Below are 24661 nucleotides of genomic sequence, written 5' to 3'. Positions count from 1 at the left end.
CTCCCATATCAATATGGCCAATTCGTGTCACCGGCCGCCACTCACGAATCCGTGTCGCCTTGCGCCATCGAACGCACGCAGGCGCCGTGGCGGGCAGATTGCTGCCGCCAGGCGCCTCGTCGTGCGACTGCATGACTGGAGGAAAATGCAGTACCTCGCAGTGCCCCTTGTGGATCAGAGGCGGTAGAGGATCTGGTCGTTCCAGAAGCGGTCGAGGCGCTGCAGGAGCTTGTTCATCTGGGTGAACTCGTCCGAACCGATGCCACCGACCTTCTGGATCGAGCCGATGTGGCGCTCGTAAAGACGGGCGACGGTCTCGGCGACTTCCTGGCCCTTATCGGTCAGGCTGATGCGGACCGAACGGCGGTCGATGCGCGAGCGCTGGTGATTTATGAAGCCGAGGTCGACCAGCTTCTTGACGTTGTACGACACGTTCGAGCCGAGATAGTAGCCCCGCGAGCGCAGCTCGCCGGCGGTCAGCTCCGAATTGCCGATGTTGAAGAGAAGGAGCGCCTGGACGGCGTTGACGTCGCTGCGACCCTGACGGTCGAACTCGTCCTTGATGACGTCCAGAAGGCGGCGATGCAGCCGCTCGACCAGGTGGAGCGATTCCAGATAGAGCGAGCGGATTGCATCGTCATGCGGGTCATGTGTTGCCGGCTGCGGCTTCAGTTTCGTGTTCATGTCGATCTGCCTCACTGTTTGTCTGGCGGCTTTTGGTTTTCTTCCCGCCTTGTGAGGGACACTATCGAATGCGCCTAAAATTCTATTTAAAATGCAGGCTTAACAGGAGCTTACCGAAACACGAGTGTCGATCAGGGTAAATCAACCCTTATCTCCTGGGCCTTGCGGCGCTGTTGCAGCCAGAGCGCGGCACGGAACGCGAGGTAGGCGACGACCACTGCCGAGTGCATCGGAACGACGAGATTGTTGCTGCCGTAGACGCTGCTCCAGACACCGTACATCAGGATCTGGGCGCCGGCCGCGACGACCCAGATCACCGGCCCCCAGGAGACGGCGAGCCAGAGCCCGAGCGCGGCGACGGGAAAGACGACGGCGAGACTGCTGGCGGCGACTTTCCACGGCAGGTTCAGGAGATCGAAGCGGGCGCTGCCGCCGAACGAATAGCCGACGAGCATCGCCCAATACTGTAGGCCGAACCACAGGCAGGAAACCGCGACCAACCGGAGGAAGGTCACGAACAGGGTCTCCGTTAGGCTGCGCTTCGGCACGTGCGGCGAATCAGCTTCCATCCGCAAAACATAGGCGGACGCCGAAGCCGCCGCCAGCGACTTCCAGTGAAAAGGCGGGGACTGCCCGTCTTCGCCCACAGCGCATCGTTTGAAGTGCCGACAGCCGGCGCCGCAACGTCCGAAGGGGCTGCGACGACGTTTGCTTTTGCACGGCTCTGCTCTCGTGCTATGCAGCCGGCGGTTTGAGCCACCAAGCGAGGACGAGTGCCATGACGCAGGACAAAACCCACCTTGTCGACGAGATCACCGGTCACCGGCGGATGCGACGCAACCGCAAGGCCGACTGGACGCGGCGGCTGGTACTCGAGAACCGGCTGACCGTCGACGACCTGATCTGGCCGATCTTCATCATTCCGGGCACCGGCATCGTCGAACCGATCGCAGCAATGCCGGGCGTCAACCGCATGTCCGTCGACAAGGCCGTGGAAGCGGCGAAGGCGGCGGCCGATCTCGGCATCCCGGCGCTCGCGACCTTTCCGAATGTCGAGATGGAGCTGCGCGACCAGACGGGATCACAGATCCTCGAAGCCAACAACCTCATCAATCGCACGACCGCGGCAATCAAGAAGGCCGTGCCGAATATCGGCGTCATCACCGATGTGGCGCTCGACCCGTTCACCAGCCACGGCCATGACGGCATCCTGCGCGACGGCGAGATCGTCAACGACGAGACGGTCGACCAGATCGTCCGGGCGGCGGTGCTGCAGGCGGACGCCGGCTCCGACATCATCGCCCCCTCCGACATGATGGACGGCCGCATCGGCGCGATTCGTCGCGGCCTCGACGCCGCCGGCCACCAGTCGGTCGGCATCATGTCCTATGCGACGAAGTTCGCCTCCTGCTACTACGGCCCCTACCGCGAGGCGATCTCGACCGGCGGCCTGCTGAAAGGCGACAAGAAGAGCTACTACATCGATCCGGCGAACGGCACGGAAGCGATCCGCGACGCGGCCCTCGACGTCGAGGAAGGCGCCGACATGCTGATGGTGAAGCCGGGCCTGCCCTATCTCGACATCTGCTGGCGGATGAAGGAAGCCTTCGGCCTGCCGGTCTTCGCCTACCAGGTTTCCGGCGAATACGCGCAGATCAAGGCGGCCGCGATGAACGGCTGGATCGACGAAGAGAAGGCGATGATGGAAACGCTGCTCTGCTTCAAACGGGCGGGCTGCGACGGCATCCTCACCTACTTCGCGATGGACGTCGCAAGAAAGCTTGCGAAATAAAGGCGATACCCCGCCGAGGCGGATTGCCAACGTCCGCCCGACACCCCATATGCGTCTTCAATCGAAAGGAGCGCATGTCATGACCTACAATCCAAATCCGCTCTATGCGGCCCCGGACGACTGGCGGGCCTATAGCGGGGTTCTGTCGCGGCGCGTCTTCGCCTTCATCATCGACTACCTGATCATCGCGCTCCTGTGGATCCCGGCGGCCGTGCTCGTCTTTTTCGTCGGCATCCTGACGCTCGGCCTCGGCTTCCTGCTCTATCCGATCCTGTTTTTCATCGTCGCCGGCCTCTATTTCGGCATATCGCTCGCGGGCCCGTTCCAGGCCACCCCCGGCATGCGCGCCATGGGAGTTGCCATGGTGAGGGTCGACGGTCGCAAGATCGACTTCGTCACCGCGATCGCGCATCTCGCGCTCTTCTGGATCCTGAACTCGGTGCTGACGCCGCTGATTCTCCTTGCCGGCCTCTTCACCGAACGCTCGCGTCTGGTCCACGATTTCCTCGTCGGCACCGCCACCATCCGCACGGCCTGACGAAGGCCGCGATGTCGTGGCAGGCGCACAGGACACCTGCCTCGGCTCTCCATCGCGCAAGAATATTTCCTGGACCTCGCGACATTTGAAACGCTAGGACTGTTCCGCTCGCCCTTGGATCGACATAAAGGGCCGTGCCCGGACAGCCCGATCGGCCGGCCCCTGCAGCGGAACCAATGAATGCCGGACTTCCATCTCGTCGCCACTTTCGTCGTCATCCTTGCCACGATCATCGCCTTCGCAAGCGACCGCTATTCGGTGGAGGCGGTTTCGCTCGGTTCGCTCGCCACGCTTCTCGCGATCTTCGGCGCCTTTCCGATGCGCGCCCCGGACGGCAGTGTGCTCGGTCCGGACGCGCTGCTCGCAGGCTTCGGCAATCCGGCGCTTGCGACCGTCATCGCGCTGCTGATCGTCGGCCAGGGCCTCTTCGCCACTGATGCGCTGGAGCGCCCTGCCCGTGTTCTCGGCAATCTCGGCGCCAACCGGCCATGGCTCACCATAGCCATCATCCTCGGCGTGACCGGCACCACCAGTGCCTTTCTCAACAATACGCCGGTTGTGGTGATCTTCATTCCGATCCTGACGGTCGTCGCGGCGCAACAAAGGGTGCCGAGTTACAAGATCTTCATGCCGCTCTCCTTCATCACCATCCTGGGCGGCATGACCACCATCATCGGTTCCTCGACCAACATGATCGCGGCCGGGCTCGCGGCGCAGCAGGGCCTCCAGATCGGCTTCTTCGACCTGACCGGCATGGGCGCACTGCTCGCCGCCGTCGGCAGCGTCTACGTGCTCATCCTCATGCCGCGCCTTCTCAAGGACCGCATATCGGCGGCGTCACGCGAGAACCAGGTCACCGGCACGCAGTTCGTCGGCGAGATCCTCCTGACGGCGGGCCACCGCTATATCGGCATGACTGCCAAGGCCGGGTTCTTTCCGGAAATTCGTGATCTGACGCCACGCCTGCTCCTGCGCCGCGACGTTCCGATCCGCCCGCCCTTCGAGAACATCACCCTGATGCCGGGCGACATTCTGATCGTGACGGGAACGCGCAAGGCCTTCATGGATGCAATCGCCAAGGGCGAGAAGGGAACGACAGGACTAGAGGGCGAGGACGGCTACAGCAGCAACATCGACGTCGTGCCGCCCGGCGCCCATTACCACATCATCGAAGCGGTGATCGCCCCCGGCTCGCGCTACGAAGGCCGCACGATCCAGCTCTCCGGGCTTCAGGCACAGTTCGACGTCGCCGTCTTCGGCGTGCAGCGCAAGAGCCGCATGGCGCGCACCGCCCTTTCCGAAATACGGCTCGAAGCCGGCGATACGCTCCTGATCGGTGGCACGATGGACGCCCTCGCCGCGATGCGGGGCAACCACGACATCCTCCTGCTCGAGTACTCCGCCGAATCCGTGCCGCAGAAGCGCAAGGCGAGGATCGCCGCTGCAATCTTCGCCGGCATCGTGTTGCTCTCGGCGTTCGACATCTCCCCGATCGTGGTCAACGCCATCGTCGGCGCCGGCCTGATGATCGCGCTTGGCTGCCTGACGCTCAATCAGGCAAGCCGCGCCTTCGACAAGCAGATCTACCTGATGATCGGCACTGCGATCGCGCTCGCGACCGCGCTTGAGCATACCGGCGGGGCCTCGCTGATTGCGCAGGAGACGATCGCCCTGATGGATGGCGCGCCGACCGCCGTCTTGCTTTCCGTGCTCTTCCTGCTGATGGCGGTGCTGACCAACATCCTCTCGAACAACGCCGTCGCCGCGCTCTTCATGCCGATCGCGCTCGACGTCGCCCATCGCGTCGGCGCACCGCCCGGCGCCTTTGCCGCCGCGGTGATCTTTGCCGCCAACTGTTCCTTCGCGACCCCCGTCGGCTACCAGACCAACCTGCTCGTGATGGGACCTGGCCACTACCGGTTCGCCGATTTCGTGAAGGCGGGCACACCGCTCGTCGTCATCATATGGTTGACGTTTTCCATTCTTGCGCCATGGTATTATGGACTGTAGTCGCGAAAGGATCGGGCCCCGGCCACGATGAACACCCAGACGTCCCCTTCCCCGCAGTTCTACCTCACGGCGCCGGCGCCGTGTCCCTACCTGCCGGGTGAGAAGGAGCGAAAGGTCTTCACCCATCTCGTCGGGCCACGGGCGACCGAGATGAACGACCTTCTGACGCAGGGCGGTTTTCGCCGCTCGCAGAACATCGCCTACCGGCCGGCCTGCGAATCCTGCCGCGCCTGCATCTCCGTGCGTATCCTGGCCCAGGAATTCACGCCCGGCCGATCCTTCCGTCGGGTGCTCGCCGCCAATCGCGACATCGTCGCGACGGCTTGTCCGGCGCAGCCCTCCTCCGAACAATTCAGCCTCTTCCGCCGTTACCTCGATCATCGCCACCAGAGCGGCGGCATGTCCGACATGACGGCACTCGACTATGCAATCATGGTCGAGGACACCCATGTGCAAACCCGGATCATCGAATACCGCCTGCGCGCACCCGGCGACGGGCTGAAAGCGCAGCCGAAGGGCGAACTGGTCGCGGTCGCGCTCAGCGATCTCATGAGCGACGGGCTGTCCATGGTCTACTCGTTCTTCAATCCGGCCATGGAGCAACGCTCGCTCGGCACACTGATGGTCCTCGACCACGTCAACCGGGCGAAGGCGCTCGGCCTGCCGCATGTCTATCTCGGTTACTGGGTCAAGGGATCCGACAAGATGGGCTACAAGATCCGCTTCCAGCCGCAGGAGCACCTCCTGAGCCAGGGCTGGCAGCGTTACACACCCTCCGAAGACTAGGGCCGGTTTCCGTCGAGGTTTTGCAGCGCCGACATGAGCGATTTTCGCCATATCCCTTCGGGACGCGGCGGATCTTTACGCCGGATGCGTCGGAACGGCGTTGTGGGGTAGGCTCCACGCCGGAAATTCCTCCTTGTCCGGCGACAAGACCCAACCGTGCCACGCCCGCCGTACCGCACCGGTGACGGCCGGCTGCCGTTCCGGATCTGCCGCCGCGGACAGCCCGGCGTCTGGGCTCAGGCGTTGCGCAGGATGACGGCCTCCACGGGCCGACGCGGCGAATAGGGCAAGGCCGGCGCATAGCCGAAGCGGAGTACGAGATCGGGACGGCGTCCGTCCAGTCCCGCGACACTCGCCACATCGGCACGCAGCGCGGCGACCTCCACCGGCTGGTTGACGAAGGCGGTCCGGATGCCGAGCGCCGTCGCCGTCAGGCAGAAGCGCTGGCAGGCGCGCCCTGCGGCGATCCATCCGGCCGGATTTTCCGGCGCGGCGGAGAAGACCGCAATTCCCGCGGAGCTGTCCATCTGGCGCGCGTACTTGTCGGCCTCGGAGCGGGGCTTGAACGCCATCTCGAAGGCGTGCGGCCCGAGCCACTCCGGCAGGGCCGGATTGCCGCTCGCCGCAGCATACAGTCCGTCCCCCCTCCCGATTGCCGCCGAGGGGCTGAAACGGATCCATCGCTTGAGTTCGGCGACGAAGGCACGATCCGCCATCTGCGCGTCGTTGCCGGCGATCACGAGGTCCCGCATCCGGCCGACCGCACCCTGATCGGTCAGCAGAGCCAGATGGACGCCATCGACATCGGCACTCTTGCGGAGTCGCTCGAGGTCGGCGGATGGCACCGGCCGGCCGTCATAGACGCTGCGTGTCGACTGTCTCCTCGGGATGGCGGTGAACATCTTCCAGGTATCGGGATCGGCCGCCATACCGTCGCTGATGAAAGCCAGCGATGCTCCCGTTTCATTACCGTCCCGCGTCACCGCGACCGCGCCGGGGCGACCCGTCGCGATCGCGGCGATGGCGAGATTCTCGACGGCGCAGCCGAGGCTGACATAGAGATGGTGATCGTCAGGATCGACGACCGGCGTGCGACGGGAGAAGTCCGGCCGGATGGCAATGCCGCGATCCGACATCTGAAAGCGCCACGGCTGCGTATTGTGGCCGTTGGCTGCGAGCGTGGCATAACGAACGAGGCCGCGATCCGTTACTGGTGGCATCGGCGGAACGCGCAGATCCCTGGAATAGCGGGCGTAGCGAGCGGCCGCGCGCCTCGCCTCCACGACGATGCCGGCGCCGCCGAGCGCCAGTGCCGCGGAGCCTCCGGTCAAGATTCCACGTCGCGTCAGCATCCGGCTACCTTCCGTCGATCAAAGGAGAAACAATACAACCGAAGGATAACGATACGGCGGCGGCGATCAACCCCTACGAGAGGAAAACTCACCGGCAATATTGACGGTGGAGCCGCCGAACGGCAGTTGCCCGGATTCCGGAGCCGGCGAACCGCCGCGCCCTGCACAAGGGCAAGGCAGAAGGGCGTGGCTTTGTCTTACGGCAAGACGATAGCCATGTTATAACGTCGTTGCAACACCAGGATCTCGGCCATGAACATCACCATTCGCAAGATCGGCAATTCGGAAGGCATCATCATCCCGAAGGAAGTCCTCGACCGGCTGGGCCTCAAGGCGGGCGACATCGTCGAGCTTACCGAAAATCAGGACGGCTTGCTGCTGAGGTCCACGGATGATGACTTCGCGCGGCAGATCGCTCACGCCGAGCGTTTCATGGAGAAATACAAGACTGCGCTGAAGAAGCTTGCGGAATGACGGACTTCGTCTTTCTTTCACGCCCTCTCGTCGAGGCCTTGCATCGGATGCAGATCGAGCGTTTCGGTGGCGCCGACGGCCTGCGTGACGGCGGGGCTCTGGAGTCGGCACTGGCACGGCCCGTCCACCGCGCGCATTACGGCTCCAGCGACCCTTGCGAACTGGCCGCTTCCTACCTTTTCGGATTGGCGAGAAATCACGCATTTATCGACGGGAACAAGCGTATCGCGATCGTGACTGCCGCCGTCTTTCTGATCGAAAACGGCTACGAGATCGAGGCAACCGACGCCGAACTCTACGCCTTCGTCATGGCCGTCGCGGCCGGCGAGATCGACGAGGACGGTGCCCGGCGTTTTCTAGCCGATCACACCCTGCCCCGTCGCTGATCTCAGCCGGAGAACTTGCCGCTCCGCGGGAAGCCCTTCGGCACCAGCCGTCCGGCGGAGGCGCGGTCGCCCATCCACTCGACCAGTTCGTCCTTGCTCTTGGTGAAGACGCGGCCGGCGCTGTCCTCCCAGGTCAGACCGTCGGCGATCGCGAAGCACTTCACGTCCGAGATACCGCCGTCCTTGTAGCGCTGCAGGCGCACGCCCTTGCCGCGCGACATCTCCGGCACCTGCATGAGCGGGAAGACCAGGAGCTTGCGGTTCTCGCCGACGACGGCGACGTGGTCGCCGGTGACGGGCACGACGAGCTTCGTCTCGTCCGGCATGCCGACGTTCATGATCTGCTTGCCCTTGCGGGTATTGGCGACCATCTCGCTTTCCGGGATCACGAAACCATTGCCTGCCGTGGAGGCGAGCAGGAGCTTGCGTGAGGGGTCGTGCACGAAGGCCGTCAGCACATCCTGATCGTTCTCCATGTCGACCATGATGCGGATCGGCTCGCCGTGGCCGCGGCCACCGGGCAACTTGTCTCCGCCGAGTGTGAAGACCTTGCCGCCGGTGGTGACGAGCAGGATCTTGTCGGTCGTCTGTGCCGGGAACGCGACCCTGAGGCCGTCGCCCTCCTTGAAGGTGAGGCTCGACGTGTCGGAAATATGGCCCTTGAGGGCGCGGATCCATCCCTTTTCCGAGACGACGACGGTGATCGGTTCCTTCTCGATCATCGCCTGCTGGATCGCCTCGATATCGGCCTCCGGCGCATTCGAGAAGGTGGTGCGGCGGCGACCGAGTTCCGTCGCCTTGGCATACTTCTTCTTGACCTCGCCGATCTCCCACGCAACCGTCTGCCACTGCTTGTCGTCCGAGGCGAGCAGGGACTCGATCTCGGCCTTCTCGGCGGAGAGTTCCTCATGCTCCTTGCGGATCTCGAACTCCTCGAGCTTGCGCAGATTGCGCAGCCGCATATTGAGGATCGCCTCCGCCTGCACGTCGGTCAGGTCCCATCTCGCGATCATGACCGGCTTCGGCTCGTCCTCCTCGCGGATGATACGGATCACTTCGTCGAGGTTGAGATAGGCGATCAGCAGGCCGCCAAGGATTTCGAGACGCCGGTCGATCGCCGCGAGCCTGAAGCGCGAACGGCGCACCAGCACGTCCTTGCGGTGGTCGAGCCATTCGGTCAGGACCTCGTTCAGGGCCATGACCTTCGGCACCTTGCCCATCGAGAGCACGTTCATGTTCAGCGGAATGCGGCTTTCGAGTTCCGTCAGCTTGAACAGCGACTCCATCAGCAGCGTGGCGTCGACGGTGCGGCTCTTCGGCACCAGCACGATGCGCACGTCCTCGGCCGACTCGTCGCGGATATCCTCCAGCAAGGGCAGCCTGCGCGCGATCAGCAACTCGGCGATCTTCTCGATGAGCCGCGACTTCTGCACCTGGTAGGGAATCTGCGTGACGACGATCTGGTAGCCGCCGCGGCCGAGGTCCTCGGTCTCCCATTTCGCCCTGACGCGAAAACCGCCGCGGCCGGTGCGATACGTCTCGACCATGCTTTCGCGGCTCTCGATGATGATGCCGCCGGTCGGGAAATCCGGGCCTTCGATGCCGCCGCGCTGCGGGTTCGCCGGATCGGCGATCAGTTCCTCGACGGTGGCGCCAGGATTCTTGATCAGATAGAGCGCCGCGTCGCATATCTCATGGACATTGTGCGACGGAATGGAGGTCGCCATGCCGACGGCAATCCCGGAGGAACCGTTGGCGAGAAGGTTCGGGAAGGCGCCCGGCAGAACGACCGGTTCCTCGTCTTCCTCGTTGTAGGTCGGTCGGAAGTCGACCGCGTCCTGGTCGATGCCTTCGAGCAGAAGCGCCGCGACCTCGGTCATCCGCGCTTCGGTGTAACGATAGGCGGCAGCGCTGTCGCCGTCGATGTTGCCGAAATTGCCCTGCCCGTCCACGACGGGATAACGCTGCGAGAAATCCTGCGCGAGACGCACGAGCGCATCGTAGACTGACTGGTCGCCGTGCGGATGGAACTTACCGATGACGTCGCCGACGATGCGGGCGCACTTCTTGAACGCCGAGTTCGGCCGGATGCCCATCTCGCTCATCGCATGGATGATGCGCCGGTGCACCGGCTTCAGACCGTCGCGCACGTCGGGGAGCGCACGGTGCATGATCGTCGACAGCGCATAGGCAAGGTAGCGCTCTTCGAGCGCTGCCCTCAAATCCACCGGTTGAATATTGTCGCCACCGTCACCGGGCGGCAAAAGGCTCTTTCCCATGCCCCCTTGCTAGCGGAGATGGCCCCGGACGGCAAGGAATCCGGCCGATCCGATTGTGGATTACGGCCGTTTTGGACAACGCGCCGCAGCGACGTCCGCGGGACGATTAACCTTGCCGAAACGGCCCAACTTTCCCGCTATACTTCTCCCGAAACAGACAGTAGGCTCCGACGCCGAAAAAGCTTCAATGATTACACCGATTTCAAGAGGATTCATTATGACACAGTCCCGGGCGACCAAGCTTTTCCTCGCCGGAACCTTCCTGACATCTCTCTCCGGCCATGCCTGGGCTCTTGATGGTCAGGATCTGCTCAAGAAGATCAATGCCGCCTATGCAAGCGGCAGCGCGACGATTTCGGCCGAGTCGGTCGAGGTGGATGGCAGCGACGTCGTCCTGAAAGGCGCCAAGTTTACGACGCTCGGCGAGAAGCAGTCGAGCGTCAATCTCGGTGACCTGACGCTGACGAATGTCTCCGAGGAAGACGGTGGGGCCTATTCCATCGAGCGTATCAACTTTCCTCCGGTCAATTTCACCGAAGAGAAGTCGTCCGTGACGGTCGACGACCTCTACCTCGCCGGCGTCTGGGTGCCCGCCAGCACCGAAGGCAACGATCTTTCCTCGATGATGCTCTACGAAGAGGCCCATAGCGGACCGATCAAGGTTATCTTCGACGGCAAGGAAGTCTTCTCCATGGAGGAAGCGAGCGGCACGCTCGATGTCGCCGAGGACGAGGAGTCGATGAGCTTCGAGGCCGACATCACCGGCATCAAGGCCGATCTCGCCTTGGTCAAGGACGCCGAGAGCAAGGAAGCCATCGAAGCCCTCAATCTGAAGACGATCGACGGCGACGTCACCATGAAAGGCAGCTGGGAGCTCGCCACCGGTACAATCAAGGTCGAGGAATACGCCTTCGACTTCGCCAATATCGGCATGCTGAACCTCGCCTTCAGCGTCTCGGGCTACACCATGGACCTCGTCAAGCAGTTGCAGGAGACCGCCCGCACGATGCAATCCCAGCCGCAGAACGAGCAGGCGCAGCAGGCCGCCGGCCTCGCCATGCTCGGGCTACTGCAGCAGATGTCGTTCAACAACGCCGAAATCCGCTTCGAGGACGACGGAATCACCAGCCGCGGCCTGGACTACGCCGGCAAGCAGCAGGGTAGCTCGGGCGCGGAAATGGCACAGATGGTGAAGGCCATGGTGCCGATGATGCTCGCCCAGGCCAATCTCGGCGCCTTCGCCAACGAGGTCTCCGCAGCCGTCAACAGCTATATCGACGATCCGAAGAGCCTGACGATCTCCGCCACGCCGGAAAAGGCCGTGCCCTTCCCGATGATCATGGGTGCGGCCATGGGTGCGCCGGACACGTTGCCGAAGGTGCTCGGCGCCAAGGTTACGGCGAACGACTGACGCGCCTTTTCGGCAAATCATTTGTTGCTCTCGAAAGGGCGCGGCTTGCCGCGCCCTTTCGTCGCGGATAGTGGTAGTTTCAGCGCCGCGCGATTGACGGGACCGACCCGCCCCGTCAATCCTTGGTTGCTCATCGACAACCATGGATCTATCGCGCAATGTTTGCCTGGCGACCCCGACCGGTCGAAATCACCGAAAAACTGAACGACACCTCGTTCGAACCCGCGCACGCCGCCTATTATGACGGCAAGAGCGGCGACTGGCTGCGGCTCCTCTTGCAGGCCCGGGTCGATTTCCTGTCGATCTGGCGCCCCGCCGACTTCACCGAACGAGTGACCGCCACCCGCGTGCTCGGCCGGCAGATCGTGCTCGTCAACGCGCCCGACCTGATCCGTCAGGTCGTCGTGAAGCGCCACGAGAACTACGAGCGCAAGAGCCCGCAGATGCGTCGGGCGCTCGAATACCTGCTCGGTGACGGCCTCTTCATCTCCGACGGCGAGACCTGGAAGCAGCGGCGCGCGCTCGTCAACGACATCGTCCACACCAACCGTGTGCCGAGCTTCGGGCCGGTGATGGAGAAGACCGCCGGCGAGCTCGTCGAACGCTGGAACAGCATGCCGGACGGGGCAAGCGTCAATGTCCTGCACGAGATGGCCGGACTGACGGCCGAGATCATCTCGCGCAGCGTCTTCGGCAACAATCTCGGCAAGGAGAGCGCCGATGCCGTCACCGACGCCTTCACGAGCTATCAGTCGCTGATCGACTCCATCAATCTCGGCTATTTCATCGGCTTCGACGAAGGCCTGCCGGTGCTGCGCACGCCCTCGCTCCGCCGGTCGGTCAAGCGCATCCACCGGATCATCGACAAGGTGGTCGAGGACCATCTCGCCGGGCGCGGCGACCACAACTCAATGGTAGAACTCCTGATCCGCCGTCAGGAGCGCAGCCCGGAGCTGAAGCTCGACCTCGTCGCGCTGCGCAACGAGGCGGCAACGATCTTCATGGCTGGCCATGAGACCACCGCCGCGACGCTCACCTGGGCCTGGTACCTGCTGTCGCGTGCCGGCTGGGCGGAACAGGCCGTGCACGAGGAGATCGCCCGCGTCTGCGGCGATCGCACGCCGACGATCGACGATGTGCCGAAGCTCGACTATTGCCGCGCGGTGATCGAGGAGACGCTGAGGCTCTATCCGCCGGTGCCGATTCTCGCCCGTCAGACCAAGCAGGCCGACACGATCGGCGACCTGCCGGTCGAACCGGCGTCGCTCGTGCTCATCGTGCCCTGGCTGCTGCACCGCACGCCGAGCCTCTTCGAGGACCCGCATCTCTTCCGGCCCGAGCGCTTCCTCGGCGACCGCCGGCCGGTCCCCTACAGCTACATTCCGTTCGCCAGCGGCCCACGGGTCTGCCCCGGCATGAATTTCGGCCTTACCGAAGCGATCCTCTGCCTTGCGGTCCTCGCTCAGCGCTTCCGCGTGCGTGTCGATGCCGGCCACAAGGTGGAGCCGCTCTGCCGCCTCACCCTGCGCCCGAAGGGCGGGCTGCCGGTGACGCTGCATCGGCGCTGAAGGAGGTCGACAATGGCAACGGACGACAAGGCGCCGGATGTGAAGGCGGCCAAGCGCAAGGCCTGGGTCTATGCCGAGGAACAACGGCCCGCATTCGCTGACTGGCTCGCCGGCGGCGACCGGCGCAAGCGCTTCGTCCGCTACTGGTTTTCGGACAACGTCTGGAACCTCCTGCACCTCGCCGGACATTTCGGGCTGAAGCTGCTGCCGATGGACGCATGTTCGGCCTTCGGTGCACGGCTCGGCGTCTTTGCCATCCCGCGCTTCCACAAGGCGGCGGAGAAGAGAACCCGTGCGACGATCGCGGCGCTCTGCCCGCACCTCAGCCCTGCGGAGCAGGAGGCACTGTTCATCGAGAACTGCCGCTCGCAGGGGCGAATCATGACCGAGTTTTCGGTCGTAAACCGTCTTGCGAAACATCCCGAACGCATCGAGGTCCACAACATGGAGTGGGTGCTCGACGCCGCCAAACGCGGCCCGGTCATCTTCGTGGGCATGCACCTCGGCAACTGGGAGATCGGGCCGATCGTGCTGCAACGTGCGGGTCTCGTTCCCTACATCAATTACACACCACCACCTGGCCGTGCCAAGGCGTGGATCTCGGAGCGTGTCCGGCGCAAGAACGGACTGAACTTCCTGCCCCCTGGGCTCCAGGGCATCCGCCCTGCCGTCAGCGCTCTGAAGAAAGGCGGCATCGTGTCCGCTTTCTGCGACGAAGGCGTCGGTGGCAAGCTGCGCGGCCCCCTCTTCGGCCGCAAGCCGCATCTGGAAGGCAATCTCGCGATGACCGTGCGGCTCGCCCGGATGACCGGCGCCACCCTCTGTCCATGGTACAATCTGCGCACCGACGGCTTCCGCTTCGCGGCGTATGCGCTACCGCCGATCGTGCTGCCGCCGGAGACGAAATCCGGCGAGCGCCTGCTCGACGACATCCAGCTCCTCAACGACGCGATCGAACCGGTGATCCGCGAACACCTGGACCAGTGGTTCTTCCTCGACAACGCCTTGCCCAAGAGCTGATACGCAGAACAGAAAAGGCCCCGAAAGCAACAGCTTCCGGGGCCTTCCTCATTTCGGTAAGAAAATCGGTTCAGTCCTTTTTCGGCTGCGGCACGACACGCAGCGCCAGCTCGCGCAGCTGCGTTGGGGTCGCCTCCGAAGGCGCGTTCATCAGCAGGTCCTGCGCCTGCTGGTTCATCGGGAACAGGGTGACTTCGCGCAGGTTCTTCGCGCCGACGAGCAGCATCACCACGCGGTCGATGCCGGCCGCCATGCCGCCGTGCGGCGGGGCGCCGTACTGGAAGGCACGGTACATGCCGCCGAAGCGTTCCTCGACGTCGGCCTTCGAAAGACCGACCATCTCGAAGGCCTTGACCATCAGCTCCGGCGACTGGTTACGGATCGACCCGGAGGCAATCTCGAAGCCGTTGCAGACCATGTCGTACTGGTAGGCCTTGATCGACAGGGGATCCTGACCTTCCAGCGCCTCCATGCCGCCCTGCGGCATCGAGAAGGGGTTGTGGGCGAAGTCGATCTTCTTCTCTTCCTCGTTCCATTCGAAGAACGGGAAGTCGACGATCCAGCAGAGTTCGAAGCGGTCGCGGTCGATGAGGTTCAGTTCCTCGGCGGCGCGGTTGCGCGCTTCGCCGGCGAACTTGTAGAACTTCGCCGGTTCGCCGGCGACGAAGAAGCAGGCGTCGCCTTCATCGAGGCCGAGCTGGGTGCGGATCGCTTCCGTGCGTTCTTCGCCGATGTTCTTGGCGAGCGGGCCGGCCCCTTCGAGAACCGCGCCTTCCTGGCGCCAGAAGATATAGCCAAGACCCGGCTGGCCCTGCTGCTGCGCCCAGCCGTTCATGCGGTCGCAGAAGGCGCGCGAGCCGCCGGTCTTCACCGGGATCGCCCAGACCTCGACCTTCGGGTTGGAGGCGATCATGTTCGCGAAGACCTTGAAGCCGGAGCCGGCGAAATGCTCGGTCACGCTCTCCATGACGATCGGGTTTCTGAGGTCCGGCTTGTCGGAACCGTATTTGCGGATCGCCTCGTCATAGGGGATGCGCGGGAACTCCTGCGTCACAGGCTTGCCTTCGGCGAACTGCTCGAAGACGCCGCGCATGACCGGCTCCATGGTCGTCCAGACGTCTTCCTGGGTGACGAAGCTCATTTCAAGGTCGAGCTGGTAGAATTCGCCCGGCAGGCGGTCGGCGCGCGGGTCCTCGTCGCGGAAGCACGGGGCGATCTGGAAGTAGCGGTCGAAGCCGGCAACCATCAGCAGCTGCTTGTACTGCTGCGGGGCCTGCGGCAGCGCGAAGAACTTGCCCTGGTGGATACGGGAGGGCACGAGGAAGTCGCGAGCCCCTTCCGGCGAGGAGGCGGTCAGGATCGGCGTCGAATATTCGGCGAAACCGATCTCGCCCATGCGCCGGCGCATGTCGGCGATGATCTGCGTGCGCTTGACGATGTTCCGGTGCAGCGTCTCGCGGCGTAGGTCGAGGAAGCGATACTTCAGGCGAACGTCTTCCGGATAGTCCGGCTCGCCGAAGACCGGCAGCGGCAGTTCCTTGGCCGCCGACAGGACTTCGATCTCCTGGGCGTAAAGCTCGATCTCGCCGGTCGGCATGTTCTTGTTGATCGTGTCTTCCGAACGGGCCTTGACGAGGCCGTCGATGCGGATGACCCATTCGCCGCGCACGGTTTCCGCGAGCTTGAAGGCCGGGCTGTCCGGGTCGGCGACGACCTGGGTGATGCCGTAGTGGTCGCGCAGGTCGATGAAGAGCACGCCGCCATGGTCGCGAACGCGATGAACCCAGCCGGAAAGCCGGACGGTGTTGCCGACATCGGACTTACGGAGAGCGGCACAGGTGTGGCTGCGGTAACGATGCATTTTGCTAAATCCTGGACTTGGGCGCCGGCAAGAAAGGCGAAAAAGCGCCCCGAACTGCCGAGAGAAAATCGGGCGGAAAAGCGCACGTGCCGTCCGATTTGTCAAGGCTGGAGCAGATATGGTCGCTATTTCGGCTATAACGGCAGAAGCGGCTGGTCTAGATATGGCATCCTGTCTTGGCAGCGACTCAAAGACGGCAACGCCACTCCGCTCAGGCCCACATGAACGATATCCGTCCCCTCATCCCCCTTCTCGTCACCGCCGGCATCCTCATCGGAGGCAATGGCCTGCAGGGCACGTTCATCTCGCTCAGGGCGCTCCAGGAGGGGTTTTACACCTCCACCATCGGGGTGATCGGCACTGGCTACAATATCGGCTTCGCGATCGGCTGCATCTACGTCACCCGCATCATCCGTTCGATTGGCCATATCCGCACCTTTTCGGCGCTCGCGGCGATCGCATCCGCCGCCTCGATCTCGATGCTGCTCGCGATCAACCCGGCGTCGTGGTTCGCGATGCGGCTTCTGCAGGGCCTCTGCTTCGCCGGCCTCTTCGCCGTGGTCGAAAGCTGGCTCAACGCCCGCGTCACCAATGCCACGCGCGCCCGCACGCTCTCCGTCTACCGTTTCGTCGACCTCGGCTCCGTGACGCTCGCGCAATACCTGATCCCTGCCGTCGGCATCAGCGGATTCGAACTCTTCGCGATCGTCTCGATGGCACTCACCCTTTCGCTCGTCCCGATCTCGTTTGCCGACCGATCGAGCCCCGAACCACCGGAGGCGGTGCGCTTCGATCTGAAACTGCTCTGGAAGGTCTCGCCGCTCGCGACCGTCGGCTGCGTCGTCGTCGGGCTCACCAATTCGACCTTCCGTTCGCTCGGGCCGGTCTATGCCGACGGCATCGGCTTTTCCGTAACCTCGATCGCCACCTTCATGAGCCTCGGCATCTTCGCGGGCGTCGTGCTGCAGTATCCGCTCGGGCATTATTCCGACAAGCTCGACCGCCGGCGAATCATCCTGGTTGCCACCTTCGGCGCCTTCGCGGCCGGGCTCTTCATCACCTTCGTCGCGGGCTCGAACGAACTGCTGAATTACGTCGGCATCTTCATCTTCGGCGCCTTCGCGATGCCGCTCTATTCGCTCTGCTCGGCGCATGCCAACGACCACGCGGCACCCGGTCAGCATGCGCTCGTTTCGGCCGGCACGCTGTTCTTCTGGTCGGCCGGCGCCGTGGTCGGGCCTCTTTTCGCCTCGTTCATGCTCGATCACTTCGGGCCGCAGGCGCTCTTCATCTACACGACCGTCGTGCTCGGCGTCTTCATGGTCTACACGCTGCTCAGGATGACCGTCCGCGAAGGGGTGCCGGCCACCTCGCGGCGACCGCGCTTCCGCAACCTCCTGCGCACCTCGACCTTCTTCAGCAAGCTTGCGGCACCACCTTCCGAAAAACAGGACTAGCGCCGATCACCCCGAGCCTGCGGCAGTTTGGCGGCCGAAGCCGTATTGATGAATTTCGTTCTCAACTTTAAAAGGGAGACATCTTCATCCGTATGGTATCCCGAATGCTCCCGCTGACCCGCCGCAATCTCCTCAAGGCCGCCGCTGTCGGCGGCGCCTATGCCTCGGGTGTCGCGCTTGCACCCGGCATCACCCGCGCACTCGCCGGTGCGACGACCGACCCGCTGCTGCTCGAAGCCTACGAGCTGACGGCGATGATCGACGGCAAGGCCCCGAGCAAGGGCGTGATGAGCTACCGAACGTCCGCTTCGCCGGCGGATGTAGCGCCGCCGGTTCTCAGGGCGCGGCGCGGCGAGCCGTTCTCCGTGCGGTTCGAGAACCTGCTCCAGGAGCCGACGACCGTGCACTGGCACGGACTGCGGATCGCAAACGCCATGGACGGCGTTCCCTTCCTGACCCAGCCTTACGTCTATCCGGGCGACGGCTTCGATTACACTTTCACGCCGCCCGATGCCGGCACCTTCTGGTACCACCCCCACTGCAATACGCTCACCCAGATCGGCCGTGGACTTGCCGGCATGCTCGTCGTCGAAGACCCGAACGACCCCGTATTCGACGGTGAGATCGCGCTCAACCTGCGCGACTGGCGGCTCGGCGGCAATTCGCAGTTCATCGAGCAGTTCAGGGCGCGCGACGCCGCCAAGGCCGGCACCTTCGGCACGGTCCGCACCGCCAACTGGCAGGTGGAGCCGAGTTACGATGCACCGGCCGGCGGTCTCATCCGGCTTCGTCTCCTCGCCTCCGACGTCACGCGCATCTTCAACCTGAGGCTTGCCGGTGCTGAGGCGGTGATCGTCGCCATCGACGGTCAGCCGGTGCCTTCGATCATACCGCTCGACATGGCGGTCGTCTCGCCCGGCCAGCGCCTCGATCTCGTCCTGCGCATGCCCGACGACGAAGGCGCGACAGTCGCAATCGAGGATGTCCGGCCGTCGACGCCGAAAACAGTCGCGCGGCTCAGGGCTGTCGGAGCATCGCTCAAGCGGAGCCTCGGCGACGTGCCGCCGCTTGCCGCCAATCCGCAGACCGAGCCCGATCTTTCCACGGCGACCGAGGTGCCGCTCATCCTCAGCGCCACCGCCGAACAGGCGGCGAAGGATTCGATCTGCGGCTCGCTCGGCTATTCGTTCTGGGCGATCAACAAGGTGCCCTATCCCGGCGACAGCGCCGATCCGATGGCGCCTCTTGCGGAAATGAAGCGCGGCAGGACCTATGTCTTCAATCTCGAAAACGTCACGCCGCACGCCCATCCGATCCACCTGCACGGGATGAACTTCAAGGTGATCTCCTCGTCGACGCGGAAGGTCCTGCCGCTCGTCTCCGACACCTATCTCGTGCTTCCCGATGAGAAGGTGCAGCTCGCCGTCGTCGCCGACAATCCGGGCGACTGGGTGCTCCACTGCCACATCATCGAGCACCAGAAGACGGGTATGACGAGTTTCGTGCGGGTGGTATAGCGGGGCTTCCCGCCCTTCCCGACCGGAGCCGTTCCATGCCGTCGCTCACCGACACCCTTCGCATCCACGAACCCTATCCCAGCGTCTTCGCCTATTACGACGGCCGGATCGAAGGCGTGCGGCTCTGGTCGACGGAGCGCAACTGGGTCGATGACGGAGCATATTCGCTCGGTATCGCCAGTTTCTCGATCGTCTCCGGCAAGGAGGCCGTCGTCTACGACACCCACGTCTCGCTCGACCATGCCCGCGCGATCCGTGCGCATCTCGTAGGCCTCGGCGTCGAGACGATCCGGGTCGTGCTCAGCCACTGGCACACAGACCACATCGCCGGCAATGCGGTCTTTTCCGATTGCGAGATCATCGCCAACCGGCTGACCCACGAGGCGATGGTGGCAAACCGCGAGGCGCTTGCGGCAGAAACGCCGCCGATCGCGCCGCTCGTCCTTCCGACGCACCTTTTCGAGGACGAGCTCACGCTCGACCTTGCGGGGCTCGAACTGCGGCTGATGCGTTTCGACATCCACAGCGCCGACGGCACCGTGATCCTCATTCCCCGTCTCGGCGTGCTGCTTGCCGGCGATACGCTGGAGGACACCATCACCTACGTCTCGGAACCCGAGCACACGCGCACCCACATTGCCGAACTCGACCGGCTGGCGGCCCTTCCCTTCCGCCGCATTCTGCCGAACCACGGCGCCGAGGCGGTGATCGCCGGCGGCGGCTACGAGGCCAGCCTGATTTCCGCGACCAGGGCCTATCTCGAACGCCTGCTTTCCCGACTCGACGACCCGGCAATCGATACCGAACCGCTCGCCGCCTTCGTCGCGCCGGAGATCGAAAAGGGCTGGATCGGCTATTTCGCCCCCTACGAAGAGGTGCACCGGGAAAACATCGAGGCCCTGCGCAAGGTGGCGCGCTGATCTTCTTCTGTCGTTTTGCCGCGTCACTTCGCCCCGAAATGCCGCTGCGGCGACCGGAACCGGCCGTTCATATTGACATCGCGGGGCGAACGCGGAAGGAAGGTGGATCGCAAATTCCATCAAGACCGAGACGACATGATCGAAACGACCGCTGCCCTCGAGGAAGCCTGCAAACAGCTCGCCAAGTCCGACTTCATCACCATCGACACCGAATTCCTGCGTGAATCCACGTTCTGGCCGGAACTCTGTCTGATCCAGATGGCGAGCCCGGACCTCGAAGTGATCGTCGATCCGCTCGCCAAGGGCATAGATCTCGCTCCCTTCTTCGCGCTGATGGCGGACACTTCGGTCGTGAAAGTGTTCCATGCCGCCCGCCAGGACATCGAGATCATCTTCCATCTCGGCAATCTCATCCCGCACCCGATCTTCGACACGCAAGTTGCGGCGATGGTCTGCGGGTTCGGGGATTCGGTCTCCTACGACCAGCTCGTGCAGAAGGTGAAGAACGTCCACATCGACAAGACTTCGCGCTTCACCGACTGGAGCCGGCGGCCGCTTTCCGACAAGCAGCTCGAATATGCGCTCGCCGACGTCACCCACCTGCGCGACGTCTACCTGAAGCTCAAGGACGAACTCGAGCGCGAAGGACGTGCCGGCTGGCTCACCGAGGAGATGAACATCCTCGAATCGCGGGAAACCTACGACCTGCACCCGGACGATGCCTGGCAGCGGCTGAAGATGCGTCTCCGGAAGCCGCAGGAACTCGCCGTCATCAAGTATGTCGCCGCCTGGCGCGAGCGCGAGGCCCGCAACCGCAACGTCCCGCGCTCCCGCGTGCTGAAGGACGACGCGATCTACGAAATCGCCCAGCAGCAGCCGAAGGATGCCGAGGCGCTCGGCCGGCTACGCACCATCCCGAAGGGCTGGGAACGCTCGAATGCGGGCACCGCCATCGTCGAGGCGGTGAAGGAGGCGCTCGCCCTTCCGAAGGCCGACATGCCGCATGTGCATCGCCACGCTCATGCGCCCGACGGGGCGGCCGCCTCCGTCGAGCTTCTCAAGGTGCTCTTGCGTCTCACCTCGGAAAAGCACGGCGTCGCCACCAAGGTCATAGCCAACACCGAAGATCTGGAAAAGATTGCCGCCGAGGGCGACAAAGCCGATGTCGGCGCCATGCACGGCTGGCGCCGCGAACTCTTCGGCGACGTGGCGCTGAAGCTGATCGCCGGCAAGGTCGCATTGCGCTTTGTCGACAAGCGCGTAGAAGCGGTGGAGTTCTGATCGGTGCCGGCGCTGTCCCTGCGCCGCGCCACGCAGGCCGATATCCCGTTCATCATCGAGACCGAGCGGAAGCCCGGTTATGACCGGACCGTCGGACGATTCGAGGAGAACGAACATCGTGCCCACCTCGACGACCCGAATTGGCTCTATCTCATGCATGAGGGCATGGGGCTGGCCTTGTTGCACGGCGTGGAAAGTCGCGACGGCAATCTGTGCCTGCAGCGCTTCATCGTGACAGAGACCTCAGTCGGCCTCGGCAGTGCCCTATTGCCGCTGGTCCTGAATCAGGTGTTCCTGGAGACAACCGCCCATCGACTCTATTTACATCACGTGGAAGGCAATACCAAAGCCGCACGGCTTTATGCGCGCTTCGGCTTTCAGCACGAAGGTATTGAGCGTGAAGCCGGTCTTCGGCCGGACGGCAGTCGTTTCAACCTGATAAATCTCTCAATTTTGCGCCCTGAATGGGCAGCGCGGCAAGGCTAAGGTCGCCCCATGGAACTGCCCGCCGCCCTGCGCCGCGCCGTCGACGATGCCCTCCAAGGCGAACCGCTCGACCGCCTGACCCGCGCCAGCCAGACCCTTTCCGACCGCTACCGCCGCGAAGTCCGCGACGGGCGTTTCCATATCGACGGGGCGCTCGCGGCCAAGGCCTATCTCACCACCCGCCTGCCGGCGACGTTTGCCGCCGTCCGCGCCGCGCTCGACATGGTGGCCGAGGCCTCGTCCACCTTCGCGCCGCAAACGCTGCTCGATATCGGCGCCGGCCCCGGCACCGCGCTCTGGGCGGCCGCCGACTGCTGGCCGGAGCTCCATCAGGCGACGATCGTCGAGGCGAGTGCATCGATCCGCACTGTCGGCGAGGCGCTCGCAAGATCCTCGACCGTCGCCTCGACATGGCTTGCCGGCGATGTCACGGGCGCGCTTCCCGTCACGGCTCCGGCGGACCTCGTGACGCTTGCCTATGTGCTCGACGAGATCGCCGAAGGCGCCATTGCGGACGTCACGGGCAAGCTCTGGGCGCTCACCGGCCAGACACTCGTCATCGTCGAGCCCGGCACGCCCGCCGGCTGGCGCCGTATCCAGATCGTCCGCGACACGCTGATCAAGGCCGGCGCCCATCTGGTTGCGCCCTGCCCGCACGCCGCCCCTTGTGCGATCGCCGGCAGCGACTGGTGCCACTTTTCGCGGCGCGTGGCGCGCTCCCGCCTTCACCGGCTGGCGAAGCAGGCGGACGTGCCCTGGGAAGACGAGAAGTACATTTTCATTGCCGCCTCGCGGACGCCGGCCGAGCCGCCCCCGGCGCGGATTCTTGCGCCACCGCGCGTCGCAAGCGGCCTCGTAGGTCTGAAGCTCTGCCGTTCGGACGGCGGCATCGGGGAACTCGTCGTCAGCCGGCGCGACGGCGACCTTTTCCGCGAGGCGCGGCGGGCCGACTGGGCCGACGGCTTCCATCTCCCGCAAGACGAGGACAGTGTGGAAGACGACGGCCACGACGGCGCGTGAACCGATGCATGAAAGCCACCGCCGGAATCAAAAGAGCCGGCGCTTGACCTGCACCGGCTCCTGCGAATGCTGACGATCCGCCCGGTTCAGAGTTTCAGGACGAAGGTCGATCCGCTCTCCAGCGACTTGAGCGCGCCGTTCGGATCGTAGAGAGCGGCACCCGATGCGCCCGGCTCGGTCGAGGGACCGCTCGTCGTGTACTCCACCGTCCAGTCTACCTGGGTTTTCGAGCTTTCGCTCGGCGATATTGTCTGCCAGGCGATGCTGGACTGATCGCCCGTCTTCGGAGTTCTCTGATAGATCGTGATGCCGGACGAGCCGGCGTTGTTGTTGAAATTGATGCTGTAGGTCGACACGATAACTACCTCGCTGTGTTCGATGACGGCAAATTACGCCGCAAGACGCGAGACACAACGGCCGAAAATGGGTGCACTTTCGAGGAAAGATACAGGGTTACGGCAAGGATAACGGAGCGCCTGCGAGCCCAACGGCCGGTGCTCGTCAGCCGTGCAGCCTGGCGCCTTTGGTGATCTTGTCGACGAGCTTCTTCTCGGCCCTGAGACCGATGCCGACCACCTTCGCATTGTCGGGCGCAAACTCGGCGAAGACGGCCCGGTTGGCGGCGTCGTGACCCGTCGAGAACATTTCCTCGATGTAGAGCGACGAGGTCACGCCGCGTTCGAGCGAGCGGCGGTGGATCGTCGAAAGCGTCGACGTGTTCGCCGAGAGCACGACGATCGGCTGCCTGGCCATGGCATTGTAGACGTTGCCGGCCGCGTCGCGGTAAGGTTCACCAATTACGGACGTTTCCTGCGCGACGATCCCGCTCGTCAGGAAGGCGGTGACGTTGAGCTTCTGCCAACTGGCAAGATCCTCCCTGAGGATGACGACAATCTTGGTATCGAACATGGACGACAATTCCCTTCGCGGTTTCATGGGCCAGACTGGCCGGACCGCCGCTATAGCGAGGGACTGTACGGACGGTCTTGAACGATCCTGCACCTCGGTAACGGAGGACCGCTTGCGCCTTCTCGGCGGCTCGGCGGGGCTTGAGCACATCGAGGCCGCCTTCAGGGGCGACGGATTCTCCCCGCATCGCCACGATACCTACGGCATCGGCGTAACGCTCTCGGGCGTGCAGACCTTTCAGTATCGGGGATCACGCCGAGCGAGCCTTCCGGGCAACATCATCGTCCTGCATCCCGATGAATTGCACGACGGCGCAGCCGGGACCGAAAGCGGCCTGTCTTACAGGATGATCTACGTCGCTCCCGAGAGGATTTCGGACGCCCTTGGAAGAAAGGGCTCCCTGCCCTTCGTCGCCGATCCCGTCGTCAACGATCCGGGCTTTCGCCTCAAACTTGCAGACGCAATCAACCAGCTCGACGACACGTCGTCGGAACTCGCCATCTCCGACGTCATCGCCATGATCGCCGATAGCCTCAAGCGTCACTGTGACGAGGGCGGTGGATCGGTGACGCGAGGCGTTTCGGCAGGCATCGCCGCCTGCCGGGAATTTCTCGCTGCTCACTGTACGCGGGAGGTCCGTTCTGCGGAACTCGAAGCGATCGCCGGCCTCGACTGCTATACGATCGCCAGGCAGTTCCGCCGCGCCTTTGGCACGAGCCCGCATCGCTATCTGGTGATGCGGCGGCTGGATCTCGCGCGCTCGCTCATCCGGGACGGCGAAGGACTGGCGCAGGTCGCCCTTGCCGCGGGCTTCTCCGACCAGCCCCATTTCACCCGCCACTTCAAGCAGGCCTACGGCATGACACCCGGCCGCTGGCAGGCGCTCGTTTCGGCGGGACGGTGAGCTTGA

General features: G+C 64.0%; 23 protein-coding genes. 16 read left to right on the top strand and 7 right to left on the bottom strand.

The window, feature by feature from the left end; all coding sequences use genetic code 11:
- Positions 1 to 174: 174 nt before the first annotated feature.
- Positions 175 to 684: a transcriptional regulator LdtR gene (gene ldtR, locus NHF53_RS06850; protein ID WP_112687282.1), complete on the bottom strand. Its 510-nt coding sequence runs from the start codon at positions 682 to 684 to the stop codon at positions 175 to 177.
- A 131-nt stretch (positions 685 to 815) separates the two neighbouring features.
- Entirely contained in the window at positions 816 to 1253 is a 438-nt protein-coding gene (locus NHF53_RS06845; protein ID WP_114362312.1) for a DUF6163 family protein, read from the bottom strand.
- Positions 1254 to 1462: 209 nt separating this feature from the next.
- Between NHF53_RS06845 and hemB the strand changes: the two genes are divergently transcribed.
- The 4 genes from hemB (at position 1463) to NHF53_RS06825 (ending at position 5810) form a co-directional block, all read left to right on the top strand.
- Entirely contained in the window at positions 1463 to 2476 is a 1014-nt protein-coding gene (hemB, locus tag NHF53_RS06840) for a porphobilinogen synthase (RefSeq protein WP_252833620.1), read from the top strand.
- Positions 2477 to 2555: 79 nt separating this feature from the next.
- Positions 2556 to 3014, top strand: a complete 459-nt coding sequence (locus NHF53_RS06835; RefSeq protein ID WP_252833619.1) for an RDD family protein — start codon at positions 2556 to 2558, stop codon at positions 3012 to 3014.
- 180 nt (positions 3015 to 3194) lie between these two features.
- Positions 3195 to 5024, top strand: coding sequence for an SLC13 family permease (locus NHF53_RS06830; RefSeq protein WP_252833618.1), 1830 nt, complete (start codon positions 3195 to 3197; stop codon positions 5022 to 5024).
- 27 nt (positions 5025 to 5051) lie between these two features.
- Complete coding sequence (locus tag NHF53_RS06825) at positions 5052 to 5810, top strand: arginyltransferase (RefSeq protein ID WP_252833617.1); 759 nt, start codon at positions 5052 to 5054, stop codon at positions 5808 to 5810.
- A gap of 236 nt (positions 5811 to 6046) precedes the next feature.
- Here NHF53_RS06825 and NHF53_RS06820 read toward each other — a convergent pair whose 3' ends face one another.
- Positions 6047 to 7162, bottom strand: a complete 1116-nt coding sequence (locus tag NHF53_RS06820) for a nitroreductase family protein (protein ID WP_252833616.1) — start codon at positions 7160 to 7162, stop codon at positions 6047 to 6049.
- Positions 7163 to 7414: 252 nt separating this feature from the next.
- On the opposite strand from NHF53_RS06820, the gene NHF53_RS06815 reads away from it, so the two are divergent.
- Both NHF53_RS06815 and NHF53_RS06810 read left to right on the top strand, forming a co-directional pair.
- Positions 7415 to 7636 (top strand): AbrB/MazE/SpoVT family DNA-binding domain-containing protein, encoded by a 222-nt coding sequence (locus tag NHF53_RS06815; protein ID WP_114362052.1) that lies wholly within the window; start codon positions 7415 to 7417, stop codon positions 7634 to 7636.
- Positions 7633 to 8022, top strand: coding sequence for a type II toxin-antitoxin system death-on-curing family toxin (locus NHF53_RS06810; protein ID WP_114362050.1), 390 nt, complete (start codon positions 7633 to 7635; stop codon positions 8020 to 8022). The genes NHF53_RS06815 and NHF53_RS06810 overlap by 4 nt, the downstream gene beginning before the upstream one ends.
- 2 nt (positions 8023 to 8024) lie before the next feature.
- On the opposite strand, the gene parC is transcribed toward NHF53_RS06810, so the two are convergent.
- On the bottom strand, positions 8025 to 10301 hold the full coding sequence (parC, locus tag NHF53_RS06805; RefSeq protein WP_252833615.1) for a DNA topoisomerase IV subunit A: 2277 nt from the start codon (positions 10299 to 10301) through the stop codon (positions 8025 to 8027).
- A 217-nt stretch (positions 10302 to 10518) separates the two neighbouring features.
- On the opposite strand from parC, the gene NHF53_RS06800 reads away from it, so the two are divergent.
- From NHF53_RS06800 to NHF53_RS06790, 3 genes are all read left to right on the top strand, one after another.
- On the top strand, positions 10519 to 11712 hold the full coding sequence (locus tag NHF53_RS06800; protein WP_252833614.1) for a hypothetical protein: 1194 nt from the start codon (positions 10519 to 10521) through the stop codon (positions 11710 to 11712).
- Between the two features lie 158 nt (positions 11713 to 11870).
- Positions 11871 to 13280: a cytochrome P450 gene (locus tag NHF53_RS06795; RefSeq protein ID WP_252833613.1), complete on the top strand. Its 1410-nt coding sequence runs from the start codon at positions 11871 to 11873 to the stop codon at positions 13278 to 13280.
- A gap of 12 nt (positions 13281 to 13292) precedes the next feature.
- Positions 13293 to 14300, top strand: coding sequence for a lysophospholipid acyltransferase family protein (locus NHF53_RS06790; RefSeq protein ID WP_252833612.1), 1008 nt, complete (start codon positions 13293 to 13295; stop codon positions 14298 to 14300).
- A 70-nt stretch (positions 14301 to 14370) separates the two neighbouring features.
- Here NHF53_RS06790 and aspS read toward each other — a convergent pair whose 3' ends face one another.
- Positions 14371 to 16161, bottom strand: a complete 1791-nt coding sequence (gene aspS / locus NHF53_RS06785) for an aspartate--tRNA ligase (RefSeq protein ID WP_114362042.1) — start codon at positions 16159 to 16161, stop codon at positions 14371 to 14373.
- Positions 16162 to 16382: 221 nt separating this feature from the next.
- On the opposite strand from aspS, the gene NHF53_RS06780 reads away from it, so the two are divergent.
- From NHF53_RS06780 to NHF53_RS06755, 6 genes are all read left to right on the top strand, one after another.
- Positions 16383 to 17618, top strand: coding sequence for an MFS transporter (locus NHF53_RS06780; protein WP_252833611.1), 1236 nt, complete (start codon positions 16383 to 16385; stop codon positions 17616 to 17618).
- 104 nt (positions 17619 to 17722) lie between these two features.
- Positions 17723 to 19135 (top strand): multicopper oxidase family protein, encoded by a 1413-nt coding sequence (locus tag NHF53_RS06775; protein ID WP_252833610.1) that lies wholly within the window; start codon positions 17723 to 17725, stop codon positions 19133 to 19135.
- Positions 19136 to 19170: 35 nt separating this feature from the next.
- Positions 19171 to 20055, top strand: a complete 885-nt coding sequence (locus NHF53_RS06770) for an MBL fold metallo-hydrolase (protein ID WP_252833609.1) — start codon at positions 19171 to 19173, stop codon at positions 20053 to 20055.
- Between the two features lie 135 nt (positions 20056 to 20190).
- Positions 20191 to 21336 (top strand): ribonuclease D, encoded by a 1146-nt coding sequence (rnd, locus tag NHF53_RS06765; RefSeq protein ID WP_252833608.1) that lies wholly within the window; start codon positions 20191 to 20193, stop codon positions 21334 to 21336.
- Between the two features lie 3 nt (positions 21337 to 21339).
- On the top strand, positions 21340 to 21822 hold the full coding sequence (locus NHF53_RS06760; RefSeq protein WP_252833607.1) for a GNAT family N-acetyltransferase: 483 nt from the start codon (positions 21340 to 21342) through the stop codon (positions 21820 to 21822).
- Between the two features lie 9 nt (positions 21823 to 21831).
- Complete coding sequence (locus tag NHF53_RS06755; RefSeq protein ID WP_252833606.1) at positions 21832 to 22842, top strand: small ribosomal subunit Rsm22 family protein; 1011 nt, start codon at positions 21832 to 21834, stop codon at positions 22840 to 22842.
- 86 nt (positions 22843 to 22928) lie between these two features.
- Here the strand turns inward: NHF53_RS06755 and NHF53_RS06750 are convergent, their stop codons facing one another.
- Positions 22929 to 23198, bottom strand: coding sequence for a hypothetical protein (locus NHF53_RS06750; RefSeq protein WP_252833605.1), 270 nt, complete (start codon positions 23196 to 23198; stop codon positions 22929 to 22931).
- A 145-nt stretch (positions 23199 to 23343) separates the two neighbouring features.
- Positions 23344 to 23751, bottom strand: coding sequence for a DUF2000 family protein (locus NHF53_RS06745; RefSeq protein WP_252833604.1), 408 nt, complete (start codon positions 23749 to 23751; stop codon positions 23344 to 23346).
- 112 nt (positions 23752 to 23863) lie between these two features.
- Here NHF53_RS06745 and NHF53_RS06740 point away from each other — a divergent pair, with 112 nt between their 5' ends.
- Positions 23864 to 24655, top strand: coding sequence for an AraC family transcriptional regulator (locus tag NHF53_RS06740; protein ID WP_252833603.1), 792 nt, complete (start codon positions 23864 to 23866; stop codon positions 24653 to 24655).
- Positions 24656 to 24661: the final 6 nt, after the last annotated feature.

The sequence above is a fragment of the Ciceribacter sp. RN22 genome (assembly GCF_024054295.1).
Taxonomy (GTDB): domain Bacteria; phylum Pseudomonadota; class Alphaproteobacteria; order Rhizobiales; family Rhizobiaceae; genus Allorhizobium; species Allorhizobium lividum.
The sequence above is the reverse complement of the archived record's forward strand: the minus strand, read 5'-3'. Positions and strand labels throughout refer to the sequence as shown.

Excerpts from the sequence above, each read along its gene's own strand:
- ldtR (WP_112687282.1), bottom strand. The coding sequence starts at position 684 with ATGAACACGAAACTGAAGCCGCAGCCGGCAACACATGACCCGCATGAC.
- NHF53_RS06845 (WP_114362312.1), bottom strand. The coding sequence starts at position 1,253 with ATGGAAGCTGATTCGCCGCACGTGCCGAAGCGCAGCCTAACGGAGACC.
- hemB (WP_252833620.1), top strand. The coding sequence starts at position 1,463 with ATGACGCAGGACAAAACCCACCTTGTCGACGAGATCACCGGTCACCGG.
- NHF53_RS06835 (WP_252833619.1), top strand. The coding sequence starts at position 2,556 with ATGACCTACAATCCAAATCCGCTCTATGCGGCCCCGGACGACTGGCGG.
- NHF53_RS06830 (WP_252833618.1), top strand. The coding sequence starts at position 3,195 with ATGCCGGACTTCCATCTCGTCGCCACTTTCGTCGTCATCCTTGCCACG.
- NHF53_RS06825 (WP_252833617.1), top strand. The coding sequence starts at position 5,052 with ATGAACACCCAGACGTCCCCTTCCCCGCAGTTCTACCTCACGGCGCCG.
- NHF53_RS06820 (WP_252833616.1), bottom strand. The coding sequence starts at position 7,162 with ATGCTGACGCGACGTGGAATCTTGACCGGAGGCTCCGCGGCACTGGCG.
- NHF53_RS06815 (WP_114362052.1), top strand. The coding sequence starts at position 7,415 with ATGAACATCACCATTCGCAAGATCGGCAATTCGGAAGGCATCATCATC.
- NHF53_RS06810 (WP_114362050.1), top strand. The coding sequence starts at position 7,633 with ATGACGGACTTCGTCTTTCTTTCACGCCCTCTCGTCGAGGCCTTGCAT.
- parC (WP_252833615.1), bottom strand. The coding sequence starts at position 10,301 with ATGGGAAAGAGCCTTTTGCCGCCCGGTGACGGTGGCGACAATATTCAA.
- NHF53_RS06800 (WP_252833614.1), top strand. The coding sequence starts at position 10,519 with ATGACACAGTCCCGGGCGACCAAGCTTTTCCTCGCCGGAACCTTCCTG.
- NHF53_RS06795 (WP_252833613.1), top strand. The coding sequence starts at position 11,871 with ATGTTTGCCTGGCGACCCCGACCGGTCGAAATCACCGAAAAACTGAAC.
- NHF53_RS06790 (WP_252833612.1), top strand. The coding sequence starts at position 13,293 with ATGGCAACGGACGACAAGGCGCCGGATGTGAAGGCGGCCAAGCGCAAG.
- aspS (WP_114362042.1), bottom strand. The coding sequence starts at position 16,161 with ATGCATCGTTACCGCAGCCACACCTGTGCCGCTCTCCGTAAGTCCGAT.
- NHF53_RS06780 (WP_252833611.1), top strand. The coding sequence starts at position 16,383 with ATGAACGATATCCGTCCCCTCATCCCCCTTCTCGTCACCGCCGGCATC.
- NHF53_RS06775 (WP_252833610.1), top strand. The coding sequence starts at position 17,723 with ATGCTCCCGCTGACCCGCCGCAATCTCCTCAAGGCCGCCGCTGTCGGC.
- NHF53_RS06770 (WP_252833609.1), top strand. The coding sequence starts at position 19,171 with ATGCCGTCGCTCACCGACACCCTTCGCATCCACGAACCCTATCCCAGC.
- rnd (WP_252833608.1), top strand. The coding sequence starts at position 20,191 with ATGATCGAAACGACCGCTGCCCTCGAGGAAGCCTGCAAACAGCTCGCC.
- NHF53_RS06755 (WP_252833606.1), top strand. The coding sequence starts at position 21,832 with ATGGAACTGCCCGCCGCCCTGCGCCGCGCCGTCGACGATGCCCTCCAA.
- NHF53_RS06745 (WP_252833604.1), bottom strand. The coding sequence starts at position 23,751 with ATGTTCGATACCAAGATTGTCGTCATCCTCAGGGAGGATCTTGCCAGT.